Genomic DNA, 24,956 nt, shown 5'->3' on the forward strand with positions numbered 1-24,956 from the left:
GCCGTTTTTTTTAATGATGAATAGAAAGCCAGCGAAAGCCGTGCCCCGCCACGCGGATGCCGTCCGGATCGTCGTCCGCCGCGCCGTCGGCGAAGAGCCCGGTGGCTTCGCCGGCACGGAAGCCAAGCTCCTTCCAGGTGGCCAGCACGGGCTCGGGGGAGAGGTTGTGCAGGAAGAGCAGGCGCCGCTTCGCGCCTTCGAAGCCGTGCAGCAGCAGCGCCCGGTCGGCGGCCACCCGTTTGAAGTACCGGCCGTTGCCGATCTCGGGGCATTGCTTGCGCGTGCTGATGAGCCGCTCCAGCCAGTTGAGCAGCGAGCCCGGATCCTGCTGGCTCCGCGCCACGTTCACCTGGACAAAACCATAAGGCCCCCTGGCCACTACGGGCGCCACCGTGCGGCCCGCGCCGTCCGAAAAGCCGCCCTTCGGCGCATCAGACCACTGCATCGGCGTGCGCACGCTGGCGCGGCCCGGCAGCCGCAACTGCTCGCCCATCCCGATCTCGTCGCCATAGCGCAGCAGCGGCGCCCCTGGCATGGAGAAGAGCAGGCTGTAGGCAAGCTGCACCCACCGGCCGGGGCCGCCGAACAGGGGCACGAGGCGCCGCCTGATCCCGAAGCCGTAGATGCGCATGTCTTCCTCGGGTGCGAACACCGAGAACACCCGGTCGCGCTCCTCCGGCTTGAGCAGGCGGAGGTTGAGCTCGTCGTGGTGCCGCAGGAACTGGAGCCATTGCTGGTTCGGCGGCAGCGCCGGCAGGCGATCGAGGGCTCGCTCCAGGGCGGTTCTGCGACCGGTGGCGAGCGCCAGGAACAGGTGCTGGTTGAGGTAAAAATTGAAGAGCATGTGCAGGCGGCCGCCTTCGAGGAAGGTGTTCATCTCGCCCACCCCGGCATTCACTTCGGCCAGCAGCAGCACGTCGGCGCGGCGGCCGCGCGCGAACGCCTGCAGCTCCCCGATGAACTGCAGTCCTTGCTTGCGGGTAAACCCCTTGAGCCCATAGGTCTCGATCAACGCCTGCGTGGCGTCGATGCGAAAGCCGTGCACCCCGAGGCGCAGCCAGAAGGCCATGATCTTGAGGATCTCGGCGCGCACCGGCCCATGGGCGATGTTGAGGTCGGGCTGCTCGCGGTAAAACCGGTGCAGGTAATACTTCCGGGCCTTTTTGTCCCAGGTCCAAACGCGCTCTTCCTCCCCCTGGAACATGAGCTCGCTTTTATCGTGCGGGAGCGGCTTCGGGCTCCATACGTAGTAGTCGTGGTGCGGATCCTCAGGCGAGCGCCGGGCCGCCTGGAACCAGGGATGCTTTACCGAGGTGTGGTTCAGCACGAGGTCGATGAGCACGCGGATGCCGAGGCGCTCCGCCTTATTGAGAAACTGGGCAAAGTCGCCGAGGGAGCCGAGGCGGCTGTCGACGTTGTAGTAGTCCATCACGTCGTAGCCGTTGTCGCGGTTGGGCGATGGATAAAAGGGCAGCAGCCAGAGGCAGTCGATGCCGAGGCCGTGCAGGTATTCGAGCTTCTCGGTGAGGCCGGCGAAGTCGCCGATGCCGTCGCCGTTGCCGTCATGAAAGGTCTCCACGTCGAGGGAGTAAAAGATCGCATTGCGGTACCAGGCTTCTTCCATCGTCTGTTGTTTCCGGCCCCCATGCGGGAGCTGCCGCCGGCGTCGCTGCAACAATTGCACCGCCGCCGGGCATAAGCGATCATTCCGTTTGAATGAGCTCCGGAAGCATTCCGTTGGTCGGGCGAAGCGTATGGCGCGGCCGCCCGGGCAGCCCGCCCGATAGCGCAGGCAGCGTGTATGCAAAGCGTTAAAAAGGGGGGCACGCTCCGGCCAACTTTGCTATCTTCGGGCCAACTCCGACTCATGAGACACGCACTCCTTTTCTCCCTGCTTTGCGCCGGCGTATTTGCCTGCAGCAAGCGCCCGGCCACCGGCAACGAGCCAGGCGGCCCTGCCGGCGGCGGCCTCAGCTACGGCGACAGCATCCTGTACCTGAAGAGCGCGAGCTACACGGTTCGACCCAATACCGGCGCCGGTCAGTACTCGGCTTTCCCCGACAACCTGCTCATCGATCCGGCTACCGGCACCATCACGGTCACCAATATCGGCAAGGCCAACGAGAGCCAGACCGGTATCCGGTACCGCATCCGCTACCAGCCGGCAAGCGGCCCTGCCGACTCCACCTATATCGTGCTCGGCGGCATCAACTACCTCGACCGCATCTACAACTTTGCGCAGCACGACACCTTGATGCGCCCCCTTTATAACGCGAGCCTCGGGCGCCTCCTGCCCCCGGGCGCCTACGGCATCCAGCCCGACGCGCGCCTCGCCATCGATCCCGCTACGGGCGTCATCAACCTGAAAGAATGTATGCGCCGCGGCATGTTCGACCTGCCGGTTGAGAACGGCGAATGGGAAGAAGTGACGGTGCGCTACAAGACGCGCGACGGCTCCAACGAGGTCACCAACAGCATCGACGTAGCCATTTACTATTACGATTCCATGGCCGACATTCCGTCGAATGTGAGCGTAGCCATGCGCGCGCACCAGGCCCAGATCCTCGGCGTGGCGCAAACGCCGATCCCGCCCACCACGGGTCCCATCGACACCGACCTGCCCGACAACCTCTCGCTCACGAAGCCGCGGCCGCCGTGTATCATCGTGATACCCCACTAGGATCGTGGTATCGGAGAGAAAGAACGCGGATTTGATACGATCGGATAAGATTAACGCGGATTGCTTCGCTGGCGATTCTTGCTATTAAAACGAGAATGGCGACTCTAACGGGTCGCCATTCTAATGATGTATCGTTAGGCTTGCTACAGACGCCGATCAATCGTACAGGCGATCATACCTGCATTCTCCCGATAGGAATAGACAGGCCTATATCTGCGCCAATCGTATCAATCATAAACGATCAGCGTTCCTTCTCTCCCGGTCACCGACCCCACGGCTATTTCGTCAGTGTGAAGTCGGCCTCCTGCACATTGGCGGAGCTGGTACCGATGAACAGCTTGAAGTCGCCCGGCTCGGCAATCCACTTCAGGTCGTTGTTCCAGAACCTGAGGTCCTCCACCGAGATCTCGAAGGTCACATCCTTGCGCTCGCCTTTCTTCAGGTAGATCTTGCGGAAGTCCTTCAGCTTCTTCACCGGCTGCGTCACCGACGACACGAGGTCGCGGATATAGAGCTGCACTACCTCTTCTCCATCGCGGTCGCCGGTGTTGGCGACGGTTACCGTGGCACCGATGGTACCGCCGGGGCTCATCGTTTTGCCGGTGAGGCGGATCCCGCTGTAGCTGAAGCTGGTGTAGCTGAGGCCGTGGCCGAACACGAAGAGCGGCTCGTTGGGCACGTCGAGGTAGTTGGACGTGAACTTCCGGAACTCCGTGGTGGGCTGCGGGCGGCCCGTGTTCTTCATGTTGTAATAGATGGGCACCTGGCCTACGTTGCGCGGGAAGGTCATCGTGAGCTTACCGGAGGGATTATAGTTGCCGAACAGCACATCCGCAAGTGCGTTGCCGGTTTCATGGCCGCCGAACCAGGCCTGCAGCAGCGCGTCGCTGTGCTCGGCCTCCCAGGGCAGCGCGAGCGGGCGGCCGCTCATCACCACGATCACCAGCGGCTTGCCGGTGCGTTTGAGTGCTTCGAGCAGGGTGCGCTGGCTCTGCGGGATGGTGATGTCGGAGCGGCTGGCGGCCTCCCCGCTCATCTCCGAAGCCTCACCTACCACGGCTACCACCACGTCGGCGCGGCCGGCCGTGGCCACGGCCTCCTCGATGAGGGCTTGCGGCGCGCGCGGGTCGATGTCGACCTTCTCCCCGAACACGTTGGCATTCCTGGCGAGCAACGTGTCGTCGGTAATGTTGGCGCCGCGGGCATAGAGGATCGTGGTGCCAGTGCCGCCTACGGTCTTCATGCCGTCGAGGATCGGGATCGACAGCTGGGCGTCGCCCGACACCGCCCAGGTACCGAGCATGTTGCTCCTGTTGTTGGCGAGGGCGCCTACAAGGGCGATGGTGGCACCGCGCTTCAGCGGCAACGTATTATTACGGTTCTTGAGCAGCACCATCGAGCGCTGCGCGAATTCGCGGGCGGCGGCACGCTTGTCGGGCGAGAGCACCTCTTTGGCGGCGCGCTCGGGCTTGCAGTAGCGATACGGGTCGGTGAAGAGCCCGAGCTTGTACTTCGCTTCGAGGATGCGGCGGCAGGCGCGGTCAACGTCGGCTACCGTGAGCTTCTTCTCCGCGAGCGACTTCTTGATCGTCGTCAGGAAGCCTTCGCCCACCATGTCCATATCGAGACCGGCCTTCAGCGCGAGTGCAGAAACGGCCTGCAGGTCGCCCATGCCGTGCGCGATCATCTCGTTCACCGAGGTATAGTCCGACACCACGAAGCCTTTGAAGCCCCACTGGCGGCGGAGCAGGTCGGTCAGCAGCCAGCGGTTGCCCGAGGCGGGCACGCCGTTCACGTCGTTGAAGGAGCTCATGACGGAGCCCACCCCGGCATCGATGGCGGCCTTGTAGGGCGGGAGGTAGAACTCGTACATCTTCTGCATGCTCATGTCTACGGAGTTGTAGTCGCGGCCGCCTTCGGCACCACCGTAGAGCGCGAAGTGCTTCACGCAGGCCATCAGCGTATTGTCGGCGGAAAGGTCCTTGCCCTGGTAGCCGCGCACCATAGCGGCAGCGGCCTGCGAGCCCAGGTAGGGATCTTCTCCGGAGCCTTCGGCCACACGGCCCCAGCGGGGATCGCGGGCGATGTCCACCATCGGCGAGAAGGCCCAGCAGAGGCCGTCCGCGGTAGCTTCGGTAGCGGCTACGCGCGCGCTGCGCTCGATCATCGGCATATCCCAGCTACAGGCGAGCGCGAGCGGAATCGGAAAGGTGGTCTTGTAGCCGTGGATGACGTCGGAGCCGAAGATGAGCGGGATCTTAAGACGGCTGCCGTTGATGGCGAGCTCCTGTGCCTGCCGGATCTTGTCGACCCCGATGACGCCGAAGAGGCCGCCCACGTTGCCCGACTTGATCTTGGACTCGACGTCGGGGTTGACCACGGCACCCGTAAGAATTCCGCCGCCCGGCGTCAGCAGGTTGAGCTGCCCGATCTTTTCTTCGAGGGTCATTTTCTTCATCAGGGCCGACACGAATGTGTTCATCGGCGCATCGGCGGAAGCCGTTTTTCCTGCCTGGGCATAGCCGACCGCGGGCGCGGTGACGCCGCCGGCAAGGGCCATGGCTACTAGTACTTGCTTGATCATTTCTCAGGGTTTAGTATCGTTTGCGAATGGGTTATTCTGATTTCAGGATGGGCGATCGCTGCGACACGCCGTTCTCGTTGAAGGCCTCGATCTGCAGGTAATAGGTCTTCAGCTTGTCCATGCCCTTGTAATAATATTCGTTTGCATTGAGCACCATCACATTGTTGTACAGTTTGTTCGGGTTTGTGCCCATGTACACGTTGTAGCCGGTGGCGCCGTCCACGGGGCTCCAGCGCACCCAGCCGCTGCGCTTGTCCTTCTCAGTGCGCAGCATGAAGAAAGTCTTCGGTACCGACGGCACGTTGCCGGTGCCTTTGCCGAATACGCGCAGCCCGCTGACGGCGAACTTCCCGGTCGGCATTCTGATGTTCTCGAGGCGGATGTAGCGGGCCGTAACGGGTTGCGCGAGCTCGATGTAATCGTGCGGCACGTCCGTCCTGTTGTTGCTCTTATCGGCGAGTACGCTCCACTTCTTCCCGTCCATGGAGTGATAGAGCTTGTACTGGTGGTACACACCGCCCGATTTGCCGAGGAACTCCGCGTCCTGGTCGGCATAGTTGATCTGCACGGCCCGCACCGTCGACGGCGCGCCGAGATCGCTCTGGATCCACTCGCCCTTGTTGCCGGTGGCTGCGCTCCAATAGGTCTTGATGCTCTCGTCCACGGCAAAGTTGGCCGCATTGCCGCCCAGCGTTGACGATACCGTTACCGGCTTGTTATAGTTGAGCAGCATCCAGCCGGTAAATCGGGACTCGAGGTGATTGGCGGCCCCGGTGGGCAGGTAATGCGGGTAGTCGCCGAAGGCCGTGTTGCAATACATCATCCCGCTGCTGTCGAAGCCGGCGGGCCAGATGCCGATGCGGCGCTCGAAGTTGTTCTTCACCGAAAGCGTCACCGTGCTCACATGCCAGTAGTTTTTCCAGTTGTCCTGGAACGTAGCGCCATGGCCTGCCCCGCGCGCAAAGCCGCCGGCCTTCCAGGATACAGGATCGGACTGCGGCGTGAAGGGACCGAGCGGATCATCGCCCACCACCACGCCATCGGCGTAGCCGCTGAACTCGGTGCCGGGTGCTCCATACTGCAGGTAGTATTTGCCATTGTGCTTCGTCATGTGCGCGCCTTCCATGAAGGGATCGAGGAAGGTGTTGTCGAGGTATTCGCCGAAGCGTTGCCAGCCATAGCGCCACTCCTCGAGGAAGTACATCTCCTTGCGCGTCCCTATCGGCCGCATCGTGTTGCGATCGAGCTCGATGCCATAGAGCGGGTAGCGGTTGGAGGAGCCGTTGTACATATAAAAGCGGCCATTGTCGTCGGTAAAGAAGGCCGGGTCCCAGCCGCCGATCTCGAAGGAGTCCACCAACGGCTTCCATACATTGCCCTTCGGGTCGGTCGACATCCAGATGGAGAACTTGTCGGTGTAGGTGGAGCCGAACACGAGCATCGTATCGCCCTTTACGCCCACCGCCGGCGCGCAGAGCTCGTCGTAGGTGCCGGTGTTCCAGCGACGGAGGAATTTGCGCGATACGAAGTTCCAGGTGCTCATATCAGGGCTCCACCAATAGCCCCACTGGTTGGTGGAGAAGAGGTAATAGTCGCCTTTATAATTCACGATCACCGGGTCGGCAGTGGCGCGGTGCTTGCCCCACTCGGCAAAGCCCGGGATGGGCGTATAGCCGTAGTCGATGTTGACCGGGTTGCAGTAGGTCTTCGGCGCCTGGGCCCCGGCGGCGAGGCCGGTGCAGAGCGCAACTGCGAGGATGAATGGCTTACACATATACGTGGGTTAGTGCCTGGTAACAGGTTTGTTGAGGCCAAGCCAGCGCGAAAGGTTCGGCTCGGAGAAAGTTTCGTCCCAGCTATTGTGGTTGGCGTTCGGGTAAAGTGACAGCTGCACGCTTCCGCCTGCGGCTTTGATCGCTTCGGCCATGGTGCGACTGTGCTGCGGGGGCACCACGTCGTCCTTTTCGCCATGCAGGATCCACCAGTCGGGGCGCCGCAGCTTCCTGGCCGTCTCTGGGTTGCCCGCGCCGCAGATGGCGAAGGCCGCCCTGAACGTACGGGGCTTGCGGCGTACGAGGTCGAAGGTACCCATGGCACCCATCGAAAGTCCGCCTACGTAGCGACGTCGCTTATCGACCTTATACCGTTCTTCCACCTCGTCCACCAGCTGCAGCAACAGGCGCATGGCAGTCGTCGGCTCGCTGTCTTTGGCAAAGGTGAACTTACGGTCGAAGCCCTGGCCCTCGGAGCGCATGCCGGCCCAGGAGTCGCCGGCAGCGCACTGCGGGAAGACCACGATGGCGTTGCGGTTGGAGTCGGCAAGGAAGAAGCGCGCCGCATGGGCAAGTTGCAGGTTGTTATCGCGACCGCGCTCGCCGGAGCCGTGCAGGAAAAGCACGAGCGGGTACTTGCGCCCTGCATCGTAGTTCTTCGGAAGCAGCAACCGGTAGGGCATCGTATCCGAGCCACGGATCAGCCAGCGGCGCTCGAAGGCGCTCGTGTCGGACTGTGCCCCGGCGCCGGCGGCGAGCAGCATCAGAAAAAAGAGGTGGATCGTTCGCATTATTTAGTCAGGTAAGGGCTTTCGAAATTGAGGCGCTTGAGGCCTTCCTTGATTTCGGGGCAACTCATGAACAGGTTCCAGAGCAGGCCGGTGCGGTGGTTTTCGATCATCACGATGATGGGGCCCTGGTCGATGGCGAGGTGCGAAGTCGCATACCAGTTTTTGGATTCGGAGAAAGCGTCCACGAAGCCGTACTCGCTCCAGATCTTATCGCCCATCTGCTCGTAGAAATACCGGAGCGCCTGCATCGAGTACTCGGGGGTATAGGGAAAAGACGAAAGTGCCGCCGTGGGCGAGATCACGCCGAGGTCCTCGGCGGGCGAATGGGCCGCATAGCCCACGTAGGAGTCCGAAGCCGTGAGTCCCCAGGAGTTGGGACCATAGCCCTTCCACTTTTTGGGGTTATCGAGCACATAAGCTCGATTGATGAGGGTATGGTTGCGATTCTGCTCCCAGTAGTCGGCATATTCGTCCTTGAGGCCCTTCGGGCTGAGGCCGAGAAACGAATAGTGCGCGAAGAAGAGTGGGCCGCCGTAGTCGAATCCGAGCGGGAGCTTGTGGCCGAAGAAGGTCTTGCCGTTCTTGAAGAAATTGCTCTGTGCCCAGCCGCGGTGGTACACCGAGGAAGGCACGGGGTAGCGCTCCGCGGAGGCCGCGAGCACATAAGTGATGAGGGTCTCGTTATACCCGCGCAACGGGAAGTTCATGGCCCAGCCGTTGTTCGGCGACCAGTGCCAGTACAGCACCTCCTCTCCTCCCTTCGTATACCAGTTCCACTCGGTCTCACCCCAGATCCAGTTGATACGGTCGCGCAGCTCGCGCTCGGTGTTGTTGTCGCGGTTGAAGTACTGGCGCGCGCAGAGCAGTCCCTGCAGCAGGTAGGCATGCTCCACGAGATCGCCGCCATCGTCCTTGCGCGAGAAGCGGATCGCCTTGCCGGTGGCGCCGTCGAGCCAGTGCGGGTATACGCCGTGAAAGGCATCGGCCTTCCAGAGGAACTTCACCATCCTGAGCAGGTGCTTTGCCGCCGTGTCGCGGGTGATCCAGCCGCGCTCGGTGGCTACGACGATCGACATTACTCCGAAGCCCGTGCCGCCGGAGGTCACCACCTCGTTGCCATAATCGAACGCTACGTTGCTGCGCTCACGGGCGAGGCCGCTCACCGGGTGGGCGAAGTCCCAGAAATAGCGGAAGGTCTGGCGCTGCACGAGGTCGAGCAGGGCCGAGTCGGAAAGGTTGCGCGGGCGCGCCGCGGCGTTGAAGGGAGCCGCTTTCTTTTGGGCGTTGCCCGCGGTGGCGAGCAGGGTGGCGAAGAGGAACAGGAATAGTCGGTTCATATAGTGGTCGTTACATGGTTGTCAGATATGTGGGCTGGTGAATCCCAACGCCGTAAGGCCGCTCTTCACCTCGGGCGCGCTCATGAACAGGTTCCAGAGCAGCCCGCTGCGGTGGTTCTCGATCATCACGATGATGGGTCCCTGGTCGATGGCCAGGAACGAGGTGGCGAACCAGGGCTCCTTCAGTGAAAAGGCATCGATAAACCCATAATCTTTGAACAGCTTGTCGCCCAGCACGTAGTAGTAGAACTTCAATGTCTTCATGCTCTCCACAGGTGTATAGGGGAACGACGAAAGGGCCGCCGTCGGCGCGATGACGCCGAGGTCGTTCGTGGGCGCGCTCGCGGCATAGCCGTTCGGAATGTCGCTGGCGGTAAGCCCCCACACCGAATCGCTGTAGCCGAACTGTTGTTGCGGGTTGGCGATGCTGTATTGATAGTGGATCAGCGAATGCGCCTTGTTCTGGTTGAAGTAGGAAGTGGCGTAGGCGTCCTGCAGGCGGTCGGGGTTGATGCCGAGGAAGGAATAGTGCGCGAAGAAGAGTGGCCCGCCCATGGTAGGCCCGAGCGGGAGCTGCTGTCCGTAATAGGTCTGTCCGTTGCGCATGGCCCCATTGGCTGCCCAGCCGTTGTCGTATACTGCACGCGGAACCGCGTACGTCGGCGAGGAGGCTCCCAGCACATAGGTGATGAGTGCTTCGTTCCAGCCGCGGATGGGCATGTTCATGGCCCAGCCTACCGTCGGGCTCCAGTGCCAGTACAGCGTGTTCTCCGTGCCTTTTCGGAACCAGTTCCACTCCACCCGCTGCCAAATCGTGTTGATATCATTGCGCAGGTTTGCTTCGTCCGTGCCGGCACCGTTGAAATACTGCCGGGCGGTGATCAGCCCTTGAATCAGGTAGGATGTTTCCACGAGATCGGCGCCGTTGTCGTTGGCGCTGAAGGCGATGGTGGCACCCGTTGCCCCGTTGAGCCAGTGCGGGAAGGCGCCGTGGTGCGTCTGTGCCGTGTTGCGCAGGAAGTTCACCATCGTCTGCAGCCGCGCCAGCCCCTGCGCGCGGCTGATAAAGCCCCGGTGGATGCCGGTGATAATAGCCATGATGCCAAAGCCCGAGCCCCCGGAAGTCACGAGGTCGCCCGAGGTGTTGCGCTCACGCGCGAGGCCGCTCACCGGGTGACCGAAGTCCCAGAAATACTTGAAGGTCTGTCGCTGTACTACTGAGAGGAGGCTGTCGTCGGAAATGAGCGGGAACTTGCGCGAAGAATCGATCGACGTCAGGAAGGTGAACGTCGTGGGATTCTGGAGGTTGCCACCACCCGGGGCGGCGAGCGGCGCGGTTACGTTGAGCTGGTATTTCTGCAGGTGCGCAAGCGCACCGATAGGCGTTACTACTAGGGTACTGTCGCCGTTGCCGTAGCTGATGGTCGCCGCCACGGGGTTGCCGTTCGCCGTCTGGAGCGTGATCCCGGTGCTTGTCGTGCTCCGGTCCACCGGCGCATTGAAGCGGAGCTGCATCGTCGGCGACGTCGGCACATCATAATACAGGTTGCGGTCGGCCACGCCGTTCAGGCTCCAGGTGCGGAGCAGGATGGGTGCGGCAGGCGCTGGGCCGGGATCGTCGTTCGAATCTTTTTTCTTGCTGCAGGCCAGGAGCATCGCCAGGGAGCCGGCAAGCAGGATCGTGTATGGAGTAAGGGGTTGTTTCATGATTTACCGGTTGAGGCGATAAAAAAGGAGCGGTTCATTATTACGGGCTACGGCCACGAGCTGTTGACCGCCGGCGCCGCGCAGCAACTCCACGTCGCGTACCTGCCCGCTGAGCGCAGCGAGGCCGCTGTCGGTAAGTGCCGCTATGGTGCCGTTGTCCGCCGGCCGGAAGAGCGCCAGCGCCTGCGCGTCGTAACGGCCTTCATAAGGGATCGTATTGTAGAAGTTGCCACCGCCTACGTACGTAGTTCTACGGCCGGCGCCGGCGAGCTTCCCGAAGGCAAATATAGGGGCCTGCTGCAGCGCCGCGGGTAATGGTTTCAACGTAAAATTCCCCTGCCCGTCGCCATACAGCACGGCCGATTCCATCTTCTCCGCTTGCAGCGGCTGCACAGACTCGGCAAAGCCGTAAAAGGCGTCTTTCATCTCCAGCCCGGCATACTCGGCATACTTGAGATAATGCTTCTTCAACACAGGCAGTGGCCGCTCAATCTCGTCCTTTGCGAGGAAGGGATACTCTTTGCCATCAAGCGTATAGGAAAGCAGCTGGTCGGTGCGGCCGTTCTTGTCGAAGTCCGACACGTAGAGCCGTGCCGGGCCGTTCTTGCCGCTCCAGAACTTCGTATTGCAGCCCCAGTTGCCGGCCAGCAGGTCCATCTTGCCATCTCCGTTTACATCGTCCGCCGTAAGCGTCTGCCACCAGCCCGTCGATGCCGGTATGGCGCTTTTAGCAAAGGAGTTGCCCCGGTTCAGGAACACCGTTACCGGCATCCACTCCCCTGCCAGCACAAGGTCGGCGCGACGGTCAGCATTCACGTCGGCAAACACGGCGCCCGTCACCATGCCGATCTGTTCAAGGTCGATCACTGATTTCGAAGCGATGGTGAACCTGCCCGTGCCGTCATTGAGCAGCAGGTGTGAGGTCTGTGGCACGCCGTAGGCCAACGCGTCGGCGAGGGTTCCGACAAAGAGATCGGGGTCGCCATCGCCATCGGCATCCCCGGCAGCCACGCAGGACTTGTTACTATAGATCGCCGGAAGAGGCGCTTTCGTGAAGTGTCCTTTCCCATCGTTCAGGTAGAGCCGGTCGAGTAGTGCCGTATCCTGGCCCGAGCGTTCGTTGCCCCCACTGGTCACATAGAGGTCGGGATGGCCGTCGCCATTGGCATCGAAGAACAGCGCATCGGTGTCCTCGCAGGCGGAGTCGGCGGCAAACGTGGCCCGATCGCTTTCGGTAAAGGAGCCGCCGCTTCCCTGCAGCAGCAGCGCGCCGGGCTGTCCGCTGGCGCCGCAGGCGTAAAGATCGTCGAGCCCGTCGCCGTTCACGTCGGCCACGGCAAGCCTGGGTCCGCGCGTGGAGAGACCGTGCGGGATGAGGTATTGCACATTGTAGTCGAGGAAATCATTCTCGCGGTGCCGCCAGGCAGCAAAGCCGGCAGGCTGCAGCACCGGTGCCGGCGCAGGGAAGAAGGAAGCATGATCAAAGGTGCCGCGCGCCTCTTTCCGGTCAACGACGAGGCGCTGCCCGGCGGACACGTTGCGCAGCACCTGGTAGGCGCCATCCGGCCACGCCACGAGCAGACTGTCGGCACGCTGCGCCGAATCGAGCCCGAAGTGCATCCGCGGCTCCGACGCCGACTGGAAGCCGCGCGTGGTCATGAGCTGCTGGTATTGCATCCGCCCGCCGGCAAATACCCAGGCCTTGCAGCCGATGCCAGCGGTGTTCGCGCCGGCGCCTTTGAAGGAAAGCGAAAGGTGGCGCTTCGTCGGAGCGGTGTTGCGCAGGAGCACGGCGGGTGCGTTGATCGGGTTGATGACGAGGTCGAGGGCGCCATCGTTGTCGAGGTCGGCGTAAGCGGCGCCGGTGTAATAACCCTTCATTTCCCCGGTGCCCCACTCGACGCTCACGTCGCGGAACGGAGCGCTGCCGCCGTTGCCCTGGAAGAGAAAGGGGTGCGCTGCGCCGTCGGGCATCTGGTCAAGCGCCTGCTGGTCGTATTTATCGCTGGCGTCGAGCGCCTTCTGGTTTTGCAATGCCGATATGAAGCGAACGTAATCCAGGTCCACCGGGCGCTTCACGATACCGCTGGAAATAAACAGGTCCTTGTTGCCGTCGTTGTCGAAGTCGGCAAAGAGCGGGCTCCAGCTCCAGTCGGTCGCCGACACGTTGTTGAGCAGGCCCACCTCGCTGAACGAAGAGCCGGCGCCGTTATTCTGCTGGAGGCAGTTGCGCGAATACTGGTGCTGGTATCCGTTCATCTCGAGCTTCACCTTGTAGATGTCGGCGTTCTCGTCGGAGCCGTAGGTCTTGAGCACCTTCTCCTCGTTGGGGAGCATATCTACGGTGATCAGGTCCACCTGCCCGTCGTTATTGTAGTCGGCCGCATCGTTGCCCATGCTGAAGCGGCTGTAGTGGCGGAAGTGACGCGCGCCGCTCTCCGAAAAGGTGCCGTTGCCGTTGTTCAGGTAGTAATAGTCGTTCTCGTGAAAGTCGTTGCCTACGTACACGTCGTCCCAGCCGTCGTGGTTGAAGTCCGACACCGCGAGGCCGAGGCCGTAGCCGAGGTTGCTGCGGTAGATGCCGGATTGCGCCGATACGTCGGTAAAGCGGCCCGTCGTGCTGAGGTCGTTGCGGTAGAGCACGTCGCCGGAGATCGGGTCGGGCTTGCGGCGCGCGGCGGTGTCCACGATGTTGGCGTGCGGCTGCCGCGAGTGGTTCACGAGGAAGAGATCGAGGTCGCCGTCGCGGTCGTAATCGAAGAACGCAGCCTGGGTCGACAGTCCCGAAAACCTGAGCCCGTATCGGTCTGCGCTTTCCGTAAAGGTCACAGGCCCCTTACCCCCGCCGGACGGGCCGTTATTGATGTAGAGCATATTCGCCCCGCTGAGGCCGTAGGCATTCGCGACGGCGGCTACATAGATATCCTGCCGACCGTCGCCGTTCACATCGGCCATCGTAACACCGGAGCACCAGTCGGCGGTCCCGGCAACGCCGGCCGCGGCGGTTATGTCCTCAAACTCGAAATCGCCCTTGTTCAGGTACAGCTTGTTGCCGCCCTTCGTGTTGGCGGTAAAATAAAGGTCGGCCAGCCCGTCGCCGTTGACATCGCCGGTGGCAACGCCGCCGCCATTGTAGAAATACAGGTAATAGAGAATGTTGAGGCGCTCGCGCTCCGGCAGCTTGTTGGTAAAGGCTACGCCCGTGCGCGAAGCAGGCAGCGCCTCAAACAGCGTTTGTTTGCGGCCGCAGGCGAGCAGGGCGCCGCAGAGGAGCAGAACAGCGAAGGAGCGGGTGGCGAACATGGCAGGAAGGTAATAGCGAAGGAGCATGGTAGCGGACAGGTTGAAAAAAAAGGGCTGCACCATGCGGCAGCCCTTTTCGCGGATCCGTTAAAAAGAACTGGTTATTTCTTGTTGGCGAAAAGCTCGGTCACTTCGGCGGCCGTGAGGGCCTTGCCGTAGAGTCGGAACTGATCGAGCTCACCGGAGTAGTTGGCCATCCAGCCGTCCGGCGTTGCATTCAGGCCGTGGTGGCTCGGGCCGCCGATCACGAACTTGGAGGCGTTGGACCAGCCAATGGCGCCGCGGGGCTGTCCGCCCGAACGCACGTCGGTCTGGTTCGCCGAAAGACCGGTGAGAGCAGCTCCGTCCACATAATATGTGAGCTTAGAGGTGGTCTGGTCGTACACCAGCACCAGGTGGTGCCACTGGCCATTGGTCAGGTTGGGAATACGGTTGGCACCCACAAACTCGAACCACTGGTCCTTGATCATGAATTTGGTGGCCGTCAGGCTCGTAGTGGTCTGGTTCTGGTCTTCGATCAGCATGAACATCTCGCTTTTGTGCCAGATGTTGTTGGTGGTGGGCAGCGCGAACACGAACTCGGCGTTGGCGGCGTGCGGGGTCTTCTTCATCCAGAACGATACGGAGAAGGAGCCCGACTGCGTGAAGTCGTTGGCCGAGGGGTACACGATGTAGCTCGTAGCGGACCCCTTGTAGGCCTGTCCCTTGATGCCGGTGCTGTAGGTGACGTTCTTGTCGTCGCCGTAGGTGGCCCGGATGCTGTCCACGCTGCTGCCGTCCATGGCGGCGTAGAACTTCAGCGGTCCGCCGGGAGGGTTGGTATCCCTCGGGTAATCGCCGAGCGCGGGGCGCTCCATTTTTTGGCAGCTGCCGAAAGCAAGGCCGAGGGCGGCCACGAGAGCGAAGGAGCCTTTAGATATTGTAATGCGTTTCATTCGGATGCTTTTTTCGTTGTTTGAGAAATCGGGAAAGGCAGTTGCCTGCGGGCAGGCAACTGCCTTTATTACTTACGGGTAGTCGGGGTTTTGCACGAGGGCGCCGTTAGAGGCGTCGATCACCGGCTGAGGCAGCGGGTAATATTTGTGGCGCGGCTGGAAGCCTTGTCCGCCAAGTGCGGCGGGAGCGATGCCCCAGCGTACGAGGTCGAAGAAGCGCTCGCCTTCCATCGCGAATTCGGCGCGGCGCTCCTGCTGGATGGCAGTACGCATTTGGGCCTGGCTCACGAAGGCAACGGGAGGCAGCACGGCGCTGTTACCGCCACGGGCACGGGCACGGACGGCTTCGAGGTACTGCACGGCGAGAGCCTGGTTGGCAGTGCCACCGAGTTCGTTGGCCGCTTCGGCAGCCATCAGGTACACGTCGGAAAGGCGCAGGATACGGTGGTTCATCCAGGCGGCCTGGCGCTCACCGGTCGAGGCCTGCTTGGCAGGGTCTGCGTAGTACTTCTTGCTCCAGTAGTGGCGCGGCAGCGTCGGGTAGGGCGGCAGCGTGCGGCCGTAGCCGCCGTTGGCCGGGTCGTCCGACTGGCCGGAGAAGAGGATCGTCTTCGGACGGCGCGGGTCGCCGGTTTCGAAGCCGCTGTTAACGAGGGTCTCGGTAGGCGTGTTCCAGCCCCAGCCGAGGTCCCATACGTCTACGCCGCGGATGCCCTGCGTGATGCCGATACGCGAGCCGAGGGGGTTGGTGCCTCCGGGGCCGATCTCGGCCTGGATCTCGAAAATGGATTCCGGACCATTTTCGCCAGCCTCTTTCCAGATGTTGGAGAAGTTGGACTCGAGCTGATACTGGCCCGACTGGATCACCTGCTGGGCAAGCGAGAGGGCGGCAGCCCACTGCTGGCGGTACAGGTAGGTCTTGGCGTGGAGTGTTTTGGCGGCATACGTGGTGAGGCGGCCGGGGAAGCGGTTGCCCCAGTTCGGAGGCAGCACGGCCTCGGCGGCGTTGAGGTCGGCGTCGATCTGCGCGTAGATGGCTGCTTCGTTTGACTTGGGCATAGCGTTCACCTGGGCGGCACTCGTGACGGGCGCCGTGATGAGGCGCACCTGGCCATAGGTACGTACGAGGTCGAAGTAGGCGAAAGCGCGGAAAAACTTGGCTTCACCGATGTTCACCAGGGAGGCGGGGTCATTAAGCCGAAGCGAGTCGGCGGTCTTGAGTGCTACGTTCGCCAGGTCGATGAGGCGATAGTGCTGATCGTAGTAGGTGTTGGAGCTCCAGTGGTCCTTCACGTACTGGAAGTTGTCGTAGATGTTGGCCCAGTCGGCGCCGTCGGCGTCGGAGGAGCCTTTCATCGCATCGTCGGAGCGGAAGCCGTGCATGGCCAGCCAGGGAATGCCGCTGAAGCCTTCGCCGGCGATGTCGGGGTTGCGGATGCCTCCGTAAAGGCCGTAGATCTGGCCCTCGAGACCACCCTGATCGAGGTCTTCGAGCGTCGCGGTCAGCGGTTTGCGGTCCAGGAACTTTTTACAGCCTGTGCTCCCTACCAGTATGGGAACCGCCAGCAGCAGGGCCCACACGAATTTAATATGTTTCATTTGCTTCATCTTTCGGGTTGATTAAAAAGTGACGTTGATGCCGGCGGTGATGATGCGCGGGATCGGCCCGTCGCCGTTGTCGAGGCCGAATGCCGTGGGCGAGCCACCGAATTCGGGCGAGTAGCCGGAGTTGTTCTTCCAGGTCTTCAGGTTCTGCACGTTCACATATACGCGGGCAGCCTTCATCCGGATGCGGCTGATGAGGCCCGGTGCAAAGTTATAACCGAGCTGGATGTTGCGGAGGCGGAAGTACGAGCCGTCTTCGATACCGAAGGTCGAGGGCAGGCGGTTGATGGCGTGGTTGTCGCCCAGGATCGGCACCCAGTTGGACGTGCCTTCGCCGTGCCAGCGGTCCATCTTGAAGGAGGCATAGTTGTAGCGCGAGTACGGAAGCTCCGAGGAACCCCAGATGCGGTACACTTCGGCGCCATAGGAGCCCACTACGTCGATGCCGAGATCGAAGCCCTTGTAGGCCAGGTTCACCGAGCCGCCGTAGGTGAAGTCGGGGGTCGGGTTGCCGATGAGGGTGCGGTCCTTCGTATCGATCACACCGTCGTTGTTGATGTCCTTGTACTTCAGGTCGCCGGGGCCATATTCGTACCCGATCACTTTGGGCGACTTCAGCTTTTCGGCATAGCTCTGGTATACGCCTTCCACCACGTAGCCGTAGAAGTAGCCGATGGGCTGGCCCACCTCGGTCTGGTTCGGCGTCGTTTCGCCGGCAGCGAGGAAGGTACCGAACTTCTCCACCGTGTTCTTATAAGTGGTGAGGTTACCGGAAACCGCAAGCGTAAGGTCGCGGGTGATCTTCGTGTTCCAGGTCGACTGTACTTCGAGACCCTGGTTCACGATCTGGCCGAAGTTGCCGAGCGTACGGTTAGGGCCGTTCTGGAGGTACGACAGCAGGTCCTTCGTGCGCTTGTGGTAATAGTTGATCTCGGTGTGCAGCGCATTGCGGAGGATGTTGAATTCAACGCCGATCTCCTTGGCATGCACCGTTTCCCACTTCAGGTTCGGATCCACCTGGTAGTCGCGCTGGTAAGCCGGATAGATCGTCGATCCGAACACGGCAGAGCCGCCGGCCACGATGCGGGGGAAATACGGGTAGTCCACGCCGTAGGTGTTTTGGTTGCCCAGCACACCCATCGAAGCTTTCAGCTTAAGCGTGTTGAAGAACGAATTGTCGGCCAGGAAGCGCTCGCGGGTCAGTTCCCAGGCGGCGCCCACTGCCCAGAAATTCTGGTAGCGGCTGTCGGGGTTGTAGATCAGCGAGGAGCCGTCGCGGCGGAACGAGCCGTTGAGGTAATACTTGTTCTTGTAGTTATACAGCACCCGTACGAGGGCCGACGTGGTGGCGTTCTCTTTCTGATACGAAGAGGAACGCATCGTGGTCGGGTCGCCGAAGCCGTTGGAGATGTTCCAGAAGCGCTTGTCGTCGGGGATGGGGTCGCCGGTGAGGCTTTGCTGCACGTTGCCGTACAGGTGGTTCTCGCCGAAGTAGTAGGTGGTCCAGCCGGCAGTAGCGTTGATGCTGTGATCGCCGAGCTGCTTCTTATAGCCGAGGATATAATCCTGCTGATACTTGTTGTAGCGGGCTTCTTCCTGGCTCACGCGGGTGAAGCGGTTCACCTTGATCACCGGGTAGCTGCTCGTGTTCGACGGATCGTAACTGTAGTAGATCGGGTTGTAGGTATTGCTCGTCACCTGGCTCATGTCGCCGTACAGCTGCGCGCGGAAGGTAAAGTTCTGCAGGAAGCCGATCTCGGCGAACACGGAGCCCACCATGCGGTTCTCGCGGCCGATGTACTTGTTCCAGTTGTTCTCCAGGTGCAGGAGGGGGTTGCCGAGGGTGTTCTGGATCGTCGGAAGCGTGGAGTAGATGTCCTGGCGGATGCCGCGCACGGTGTCGACCACGTAGCTCTTGGTGCCGGCGCTCACGATCGGCGCAATGCGGCGCGCGTCGGCGAGTGCCCAGGTACCGTCGTAGGGGTTCTTCTGGCGCTGGCCGTTCCAGTTGAAGCCCAGCTTGATGTTCTTCGTGACCTTGAACTCGTCGGAGAAGGTGAGCATGATCTTCTCGAGGCGCTCGTGGCGAACGATGCCTTCGTCGGTGGTATAGCCGGCGCCGAGGTAAAAGCGGTTTCGGTCGGTAGAGGCCGTCACGCTCACGTTGTTCATGTTGAAGTGGCCCGTCTGGGTCACGGCGTCGATCCAGTCGGTGTTGGAATTCCAGACCGAGTAGTCGAAGGGAGTCGTGGCACCGATGTTGGCCTTCTCCTCTTCATACAGCATCCGGAAGTCGGCGCCCGAGGTCAGCACCGAGATCTTGTCTACGAGCTTCTTGGTGCCGTAGGCCGAGTTGAAGTTGACGATCGTCTGTCCGGCCTTCGCACGCTTCGTCGTAACGGCGATGACGCCGCCGGCGCCGCGTACCCCGAAGATGGCGAGCGACGACGGATCTTTCAGGATCTCGATCGACTCGATGTCGTTCGGGTTGAGGTAGTTGATGTTGTCGTTGAAAATCCCATCCACCACGTACAGCGGCTTCACGTTACCGATCGAGATGGTGCCGCGGATGCGGATGTCCGGCTCTTTGCCGGGCGTGCCGTATGGGGTCACCTGGAGGCCAGCCACCTTGCCTTGCAGCGAGGCCACCGGGTTGGTGTTGGGACGGTCGGCTACCTCGCGGCCCGAAACCTTGGCGATGGAGCCGGTGAGGTCGCGCTTGCTCGCCGTACCGTAACCGATCACCACCACTTCGCTCAGGTTGTTGGTGGCGGCGGCGCGCATGGCCACGTCGATGGAGCCGCGGCTGCCGACCGTTTCCTCACGCGAGCCGAAGCCGACGAAGCTGAACACCAGTACGGCGCGCTCGTTGGGCACCGTGATGCTGTACTGTCCCTGCTCGTTCGTCACCGTGCCCGTGGACGCGCCGCGGACCATCACCGATACGTTGGCCAGTGGCTGGTTGCCGTCGCCGGTGACGCGTCCGGTGATCCGGCGCTCCTGCGCCATCACCTGCATGCTGATCGGCAGCATCAGGGCTGCCAGTAAATACTTTCTACGCATTGCAATCACATTGTTTTTTTAAAAAGCAGTTTCTGAGGTATCGACGGAACGGGCGGCCGTAGTACTACCTACTGCCCCGGGCCCGCAGCGGGCACGTAAGCAGGTGGGTCGGGGAATGCCTGCACCCGCGCCTGTGCCTGCCCGAAAGCAGGAAACGGAGAAATCGGAATGGTAAGTAAGCGCAGTCAACAAAGCAAGCATGGTGCAAAGCAATCAACCAACAGTAGTACGTAGGGCTGTCCGAACCGTCAACAGATGTTTAACAGATTCTTCACCAAATGTAGAAACTTTTGGGAAAAAAAGTATTTCTGCCGTTGGAACATTAAATTTAACGGCGGCGTTTTTTCCGTTTGTAAGTATATTCCTTATCATAGAGTTACATATTAGCCGCGGAACAGGGCGCCGCCGGCCTGTGGATAAGATGGGAGTAACAGGCCGGCTCGGCAAAAATTTCTAAATTTGACCGGCGCCGGTGCCCCCGGGGGCGCGTCCCGGGCGCCAAACTGATCCTGAATATGAAAAACAGCCCCCTTCTGCTGCTCCTGTTGCTGCTTGCCGCCTGTTCGGGAAACCAGCGTGTCACCCCGCCAACTGCCTCCCCGCTGCTTTATTGCGCCACGGTGAAAAAGCTGAACGACGTGGTGCTGTACAACAACTTCCCCCCGATGATCGCGGCGCGCAACTATGCCTATGCCCAGATCGCGGCCTACGAGTGCGTGGCTGCCGGCGATGCCCGCTTCCGGAGCCTATCGGGGCAGATCCCGCACCTGCCCGCCCTCCCCCGCCCTGCCGCCGGGCCTGTCGACTACCCCTTGGCCGCGCTCCTGTCGTTCGTCAAGGTAGGCAACTCGGTCACCTTCCCCGAAGGGGTGCTGATGGATTACTACGGGGAGCTTATCGACCGGGCACGCAACGACGGCCTGCCGCAAGCCACCATCGACCGAACCGTTACCTGGTCCGACTCGGTGGCGGCCGCCGTCTTACGCTGGAGCAAAAAGGATAACTACGCCCAGACGCGTACCGCCACCCGCTTTCACATTACTTCACAGGAAGGCCGCTGGACGCCAACGCCGCCGGCCTATATGCAGGGCCTCGAGCCCTCCTGGGGCGCCATTCGCCCACTGGCCCTCGACTCGGCCGGCCAGTTTGCCCCGCCCGCGCCGCCGCCCTTCAACCTGAAGGATACGGCGTCCGAATTCTACCGGCAGCTGCGCGAGGTCCGCGAAACCGTGGCGCGGCTGACACCCGAGCAGCAGCATATCGCCGAGTTTTTTGACGACAACCCGTTCAAGCTCGAAGTGGCGGGGCACGTGATGTACAGCAAAAAGAAGTTCTCACCTGCGGGCCACTGGATGAACATCGTAGGCATCGCCGCAGAAAAGGCCGGCGCCGATTTCAGTACTACGGTAGCGGCCTATACGGCCACCTCCATCGCACTGTTCGACGGGTTCATCGCCTGCTGGCACTCCAAATACCGGTACGCGAGCATACGCCCCGAGACCGTCATCAACAAGGCGCTTGACCCGGAGTGGCGCCCCTACATCCAGACGCCGCCCTTCCCCTCCTACATCAGCGGCCATTCCGTGATCTCCGCAGCGGCGGCAGAAACGATGACGCACTTTTTCGGCGACCGGTTGCGCTTTACCGATACCTCGCTCAACGAGTTCGGCATCAAGGCGCGCACCTTCGCCTCCTTCCGGGCGGCCGCCCAGGAAGCTTCCTGGTCGCGGCTCTATGGCGGCATTCACTTCCGCTCGGACCTCGAAGAAGGCAACAAGGTCGGCACCCGCATCGGCGCGCACCTCGTGCAGCGGCTCCGGTTCCGCAAGGAAGAGGGGAAGTAGAGGGGTAAAAAGGTTTTGAAGGGTTTTGGAAGTTTTGGAAGGTTTTGCCCAGCCGGCCCGGGGGGTGGCGGTAGCGGCGTCATCGTATATTCGGGCGCCGCTGTGCGGTTGCACCGGCGATAACCATCCTGCTATGCGTGCTCCCCTCCTCCCTGGCCGTGTCCTTCTGTTGTTTCCTGTCCTCGCCGCCATTGGCTGCAGTGCGCCCTCCGGCGCGCAGCGGGGCATTCCGGCGCCCGACAGCCTCCGTGCCTGGGTAACGACGCACGACGGGGCGCAGCTGCTGGCGCCGCTGGCGGCCGTTCCCTTCGGCGACAGTAGTACTGCGGCAGCGGCCATCCGCATCGATCCTTCATTGCGGTACCAGGCCATGGAAGGCTTTGGCTACACGCTCACCGGCGGCAGCGCCGCCCTCATCGGCCGCCTCGACGCCCCCCGGCGCCGGGCCCTCCTGCAGGAGCTGTTCGGCCGCGGGCCCGGCAGCATCGGCATCAATTACCTCCGCCTCTCCATCGGCGCCTCCGATCTCGATTCGGCCGTGTTCAGCTATAACGACCTTCCAGTCGGCGCAACCGACACCGCGCTGGCGCAATTCTCGCTCGCCCCCGACCGCCGCTACCTGATCCCGCTGCTCCGCGACATCCTGGAGATCGCGCCGGCGATCCGCATCATGGCCTCCCCCTGGAGTCCTCCGGTGTGGATGAAAGACAACCGGTCGAGCATCGGCGGGTCGCTGCTCCCGCAATTCTACGGTACCTATGCCCGCTACTTCATAAAATACCTGCAGGGCATGGCCGCCGAGGGCATCCGCATTGACGCGGTGACGCCGCAGAACGAGCCCCTGCACCCCGGCAACAACCCAAGCCTCCTCATGCTGCCGGACCAGCAGGCTGCATTCATCCGCGCCCACCTGGGTCCGGCGTTGCGCGCGGCCGGCCTGCAGACGAAGATCCTGATCTACGACCACAACGCCGACCGCCCCGACTACCCGCTCTCGGTGCTGGCCGATGCCGGCGCGCGGCAATTCATCAGCGGCACGGCCTTTCACCTGTACGGCGGACCCGTAGAAGCCCTGTCCGCCGTGCACAATGCCCACCCCGACAAAGGCATCTATTTTACCGAGCAATGGACCGGCTCGAAAGGCGCCTTCGGCGGCGACCTGCACTGGCATATCAAAAACCTCATCATCGGTGCGCCGCGCAACTGGAGCCGCACGGTCCTCGAATGGAATCTTGCCAACGACCCGGCCCACGGTCCGCATACCCCTGGCGGCTGCACCGAGTGCAAGGGCGCGCTCACGATCGGTCCCGGCGGCATCACCCGCAACGTGAGCTACTATATCATCGGGCACGCGTCGAAGTTCGTGGGAGACGGGTCCGTACGGATAGGCAGCACCGGCGCCATTCCCAACGTTGCCTTCCAGACGCCGGAGGGGCGCACCGTGCTCATCCTGCAAAATGAAGATCCCGCTGTGCGCCGCGTTACCGTGCGCGCCGGCGGCCGCGATGCCGAGCTGACCCTGCCGCCCGGCTCCGTCGCTACCTGTGTCTGGTAAGCCCCTACATTTACACCGTTCTTTTCCAACAATCATCCAACTATGCGATCACTTCTTTTATTGGGCGGACTTTGCGTTGCCGGCGCCGCCTTTATGGCAGGCAGGCCGGCCGGCAGCACAGGAGCACCCCGCCACGATTCGCTGCCGGGCGCCGGCCGAAAGGTGCTGGTATATACTACCGCCATGGGCACCGACCTGCGGCTCGCCCTCACCGATACCCTCACGCTGGCGCGCTTTGGGCAGCCCCTCGAAACGCAGCCCTGCGTGTTCGTAGACCCGGCCAAAAAGCACCAGACCTTCGTGGGCATCGGCGGCGCGCTTACCGACGCGTCGGCAGAGACCTTTGCCAAGCTCCCGCGCAACAAGCAGGAAGAGTTCCTGAAAGCTTATTATGATCCGAAGGCAGGTATCGGCTACACGCTGGCCCGCACCAACATCCACAGCTGCGACTTTTCGAGCGGCTCGTATACCTATGTGCAGGAAGGCGATAAGGAGCTCAGGTCCTTCAGTCTCGATCACGACCGCCAGTACCGCATTCCCTTCATCAAGCGCGTACAGCAGGCCGCCGGCGGTAAGATTCCGCTCTTCGTATCGCCCTGGAGCCCGCCGGCCTTTATGAAGGACAATAACAACATGCTGCAGGGCGGCAAGCTGAAAAAGGAATACTTCCAGAGCTGGGCCAACTACTTCGTGAAGTTCATCCGCGGCTACGAAAAAGAAGGAATCCCGGTGTGGGGCCTTACCATCCAGAACGAGCCAATGGCGAAGCAGACCTGGGAGTCCTGCCTCTTCACCGCCGAAGAGGAGCGCGATTTCCTGAAGAACTACCTCGGGCCCACGCTGCAGCGCTCCGGCCTCGGCTCGCGCAAGGTCATCGTGTGGGACCATAACCGCGACCTCCTGTACCAGCGCGCCAGCACCATCCTCAACGATCCCGCCGCGTCTAAATATGTGTGGGGCGTAGGTTTCCACTGGTACGAAGACTGGAGCGGCGGCGAGCAGGTGTTCGACAACGTGCGCCGCGTGCGCGAGGACTTCAGCGGCAAGAACCTGATCTTCACCGAGGGTTGCAACGGACCGTTCAATATGGATAGCGTGCGGAACTGGGCGCTCGGCGAGCGGTATGGCCGCTCCATGATCAACGACTTCAATAACGGCACCGTTGCCTGGACCGACTGGAACGTGCTGCTTGATGAAACCGGCGGTCCCAACCACGTGAAGAATTTCTGCTTCGCTCCTATCCACGCCGACACGCGCAACGGCTCGCTGATCTACACCAATGCGTACCACTACATCGGCCATTTTTCGAAGTTCATCCGACCCGGCGCTACGCACATCAGCTCGAGCCCGAGCCGCAGCCCCCTGCTCTCCACGGCCTTCCGCAACCGCGACGGCAAGATCGTAGTGGTGGTGATGAATACAGGTAACAAAGAGCTGCCCTTTCACCTCTGGATCGCCGGCAATGCCGCGCCCGTGCAAAGCAAGCCCCGGTCGATCATGACCTTCGTGCTTTAAAAAACGCTTAATCAAAATCGGTGGTATCCCGGGGGCAGGGCCGGCCGCCGGCAGCCTCAGAACGCTACGGCGCAACGATGCATCTCATTGTTTTTTACCCGGATGGGTCGACGGACGTCGTGCCTTTCTGCCGTCGTGCCGTCGTGAACAGGGGCGTCCGCCCCGCCCCTGTCGGTGCGCACGCGCCGATGCCCGAACATAAAGGCCCTGATGCGGCGCGGGGACTCTTTGTCACCCGCAGCCCGCGAAACCGGCACCACCCTAT

14 protein-coding genes are annotated in these 24,956 nt (G+C 61.9%); 4 read left to right on the forward strand and 10 right to left on the reverse strand.

The genetic code is table 11. From position 1 onward, the window contains the following. Positions 1 to 10 precede the first annotated feature (10 nt). Entirely contained in the window at positions 11 to 1,624 is a 1,614-nt protein-coding gene (locus ABD937_RS12555; RefSeq protein ID WP_345256089.1) for an alpha-amylase family protein, read from the reverse strand. A 243-nt stretch (positions 1,625 to 1,867) separates the two neighbouring features. On the opposite strand from ABD937_RS12555, the gene ABD937_RS12560 reads away from it, so the two are divergent. Beyond that, positions 1,868 to 2,680 carry a hypothetical protein gene (locus ABD937_RS12560; protein WP_345256090.1) on the forward strand — a complete coding sequence of 271 codons (813 nt, stop codon included), beginning with the start codon at positions 1,868 to 1,870 and terminating at the stop codon, positions 2,678 to 2,680. Between the two features lie 277 nt (positions 2,681 to 2,957). Here ABD937_RS12560 and bglX read toward each other — a convergent pair whose 3' ends face one another. From bglX to ABD937_RS12605, 9 genes are all read right to left on the reverse strand, one after another. Continuing rightward, on the reverse strand, positions 2,958 to 5,264 hold the full coding sequence (bglX, locus tag ABD937_RS12565) for a beta-glucosidase BglX (protein WP_345256091.1): 2,307 nt from the start codon (positions 5,262 to 5,264) through the stop codon (positions 2,958 to 2,960). Between the two features lie 31 nt (positions 5,265 to 5,295). Beyond that, the gene (locus tag ABD937_RS12570) at positions 5,296 to 7,038 is read right to left on the reverse strand and encodes a family 43 glycosylhydrolase (protein ID WP_345256092.1); all 1,743 of its coding nucleotides are present in this window, start codon (positions 7,036 to 7,038) and stop codon (positions 5,296 to 5,298) included. Between the two features lie 9 nt (positions 7,039 to 7,047). Beyond that, a complete protein-coding gene (locus ABD937_RS12575) occupies positions 7,048 to 7,827 on the reverse strand; it encodes a carboxylesterase family protein (RefSeq protein WP_345256093.1) in 780 nt (259 codons plus the stop codon). Beyond that, positions 7,827 to 9,164, reverse strand: coding sequence for a glucoamylase family protein (locus ABD937_RS12580; RefSeq protein WP_345256094.1), 1,338 nt, complete (start codon positions 9,162 to 9,164; stop codon positions 7,827 to 7,829). Before ABD937_RS12580 ends, ABD937_RS12575 begins: the two co-directional genes overlap by 1 nt. A gap of 21 nt (positions 9,165 to 9,185) precedes the next feature. Beyond that, entirely contained in the window at positions 9,186 to 10,871 is a 1,686-nt protein-coding gene (locus ABD937_RS12585; protein WP_345256095.1) for a glucoamylase family protein, read from the reverse strand. A 3-nt stretch (positions 10,872 to 10,874) separates the two neighbouring features. Then, a complete protein-coding gene (locus tag ABD937_RS12590; protein WP_345256096.1) occupies positions 10,875 to 14,201 on the reverse strand; it encodes a VCBS repeat-containing protein in 3,327 nt (1,108 codons plus the stop codon). Positions 14,202 to 14,275: 74 nt separating this feature from the next. Then, a complete protein-coding gene (locus ABD937_RS12595; RefSeq protein ID WP_345256097.1) occupies positions 14,276 to 15,109 on the reverse strand; it encodes a LamG domain-containing protein in 834 nt (277 codons plus the stop codon). A gap of 72 nt (positions 15,110 to 15,181) precedes the next feature. Then, a complete protein-coding gene (locus tag ABD937_RS12600; RefSeq protein WP_345256098.1) occupies positions 15,182 to 16,708 on the reverse strand; it encodes a RagB/SusD family nutrient uptake outer membrane protein in 1,527 nt (508 codons plus the stop codon). A 21-nt stretch (positions 16,709 to 16,729) separates the two neighbouring features. Beyond that, the gene (locus ABD937_RS12605) at positions 16,730 to 19,777 is read right to left on the reverse strand and encodes a SusC/RagA family TonB-linked outer membrane protein (protein WP_345256099.1); all 3,048 of its coding nucleotides are present in this window, start codon (positions 19,775 to 19,777) and stop codon (positions 16,730 to 16,732) included. Positions 19,778 to 20,292: 515 nt separating this feature from the next. On the opposite strand from ABD937_RS12605, the gene ABD937_RS12610 reads away from it, so the two are divergent. The 3 genes from ABD937_RS12610 to ABD937_RS12620 all read left to right on the forward strand — a co-directional run bounded on the left by ABD937_RS12610 (position 20,293) and on the right by ABD937_RS12620 (position 24,691). Continuing rightward, a complete protein-coding gene (locus tag ABD937_RS12610; protein ID WP_345256100.1) occupies positions 20,293 to 21,621 on the forward strand; it encodes a vanadium-dependent haloperoxidase in 1,329 nt (442 codons plus the stop codon). Between the two features lie 133 nt (positions 21,622 to 21,754). Next, positions 21,755 to 23,176 (forward strand): glycoside hydrolase family 30 protein, encoded by a 1,422-nt coding sequence (locus tag ABD937_RS12615; RefSeq protein ID WP_345256101.1) that lies wholly within the window; start codon positions 21,755 to 21,757, stop codon positions 23,174 to 23,176. Positions 23,177 to 23,218: 42 nt separating this feature from the next. Continuing rightward, the gene (locus ABD937_RS12620) at positions 23,219 to 24,691 is read left to right on the forward strand and encodes a glycoside hydrolase family 30 protein (protein WP_345256102.1); all 1,473 of its coding nucleotides are present in this window, start codon (positions 23,219 to 23,221) and stop codon (positions 24,689 to 24,691) included. Positions 24,692 to 24,956 lie beyond the last annotated feature (265 nt).

Origin of the sequence: Flaviaestuariibacter amylovorans, from assembly GCF_039541815.1 — a bacterium.
Classification (GTDB): Bacteria; Bacteroidota; Bacteroidia; order Chitinophagales; family Chitinophagaceae; genus Flavisolibacter; species Flavisolibacter amylovorans.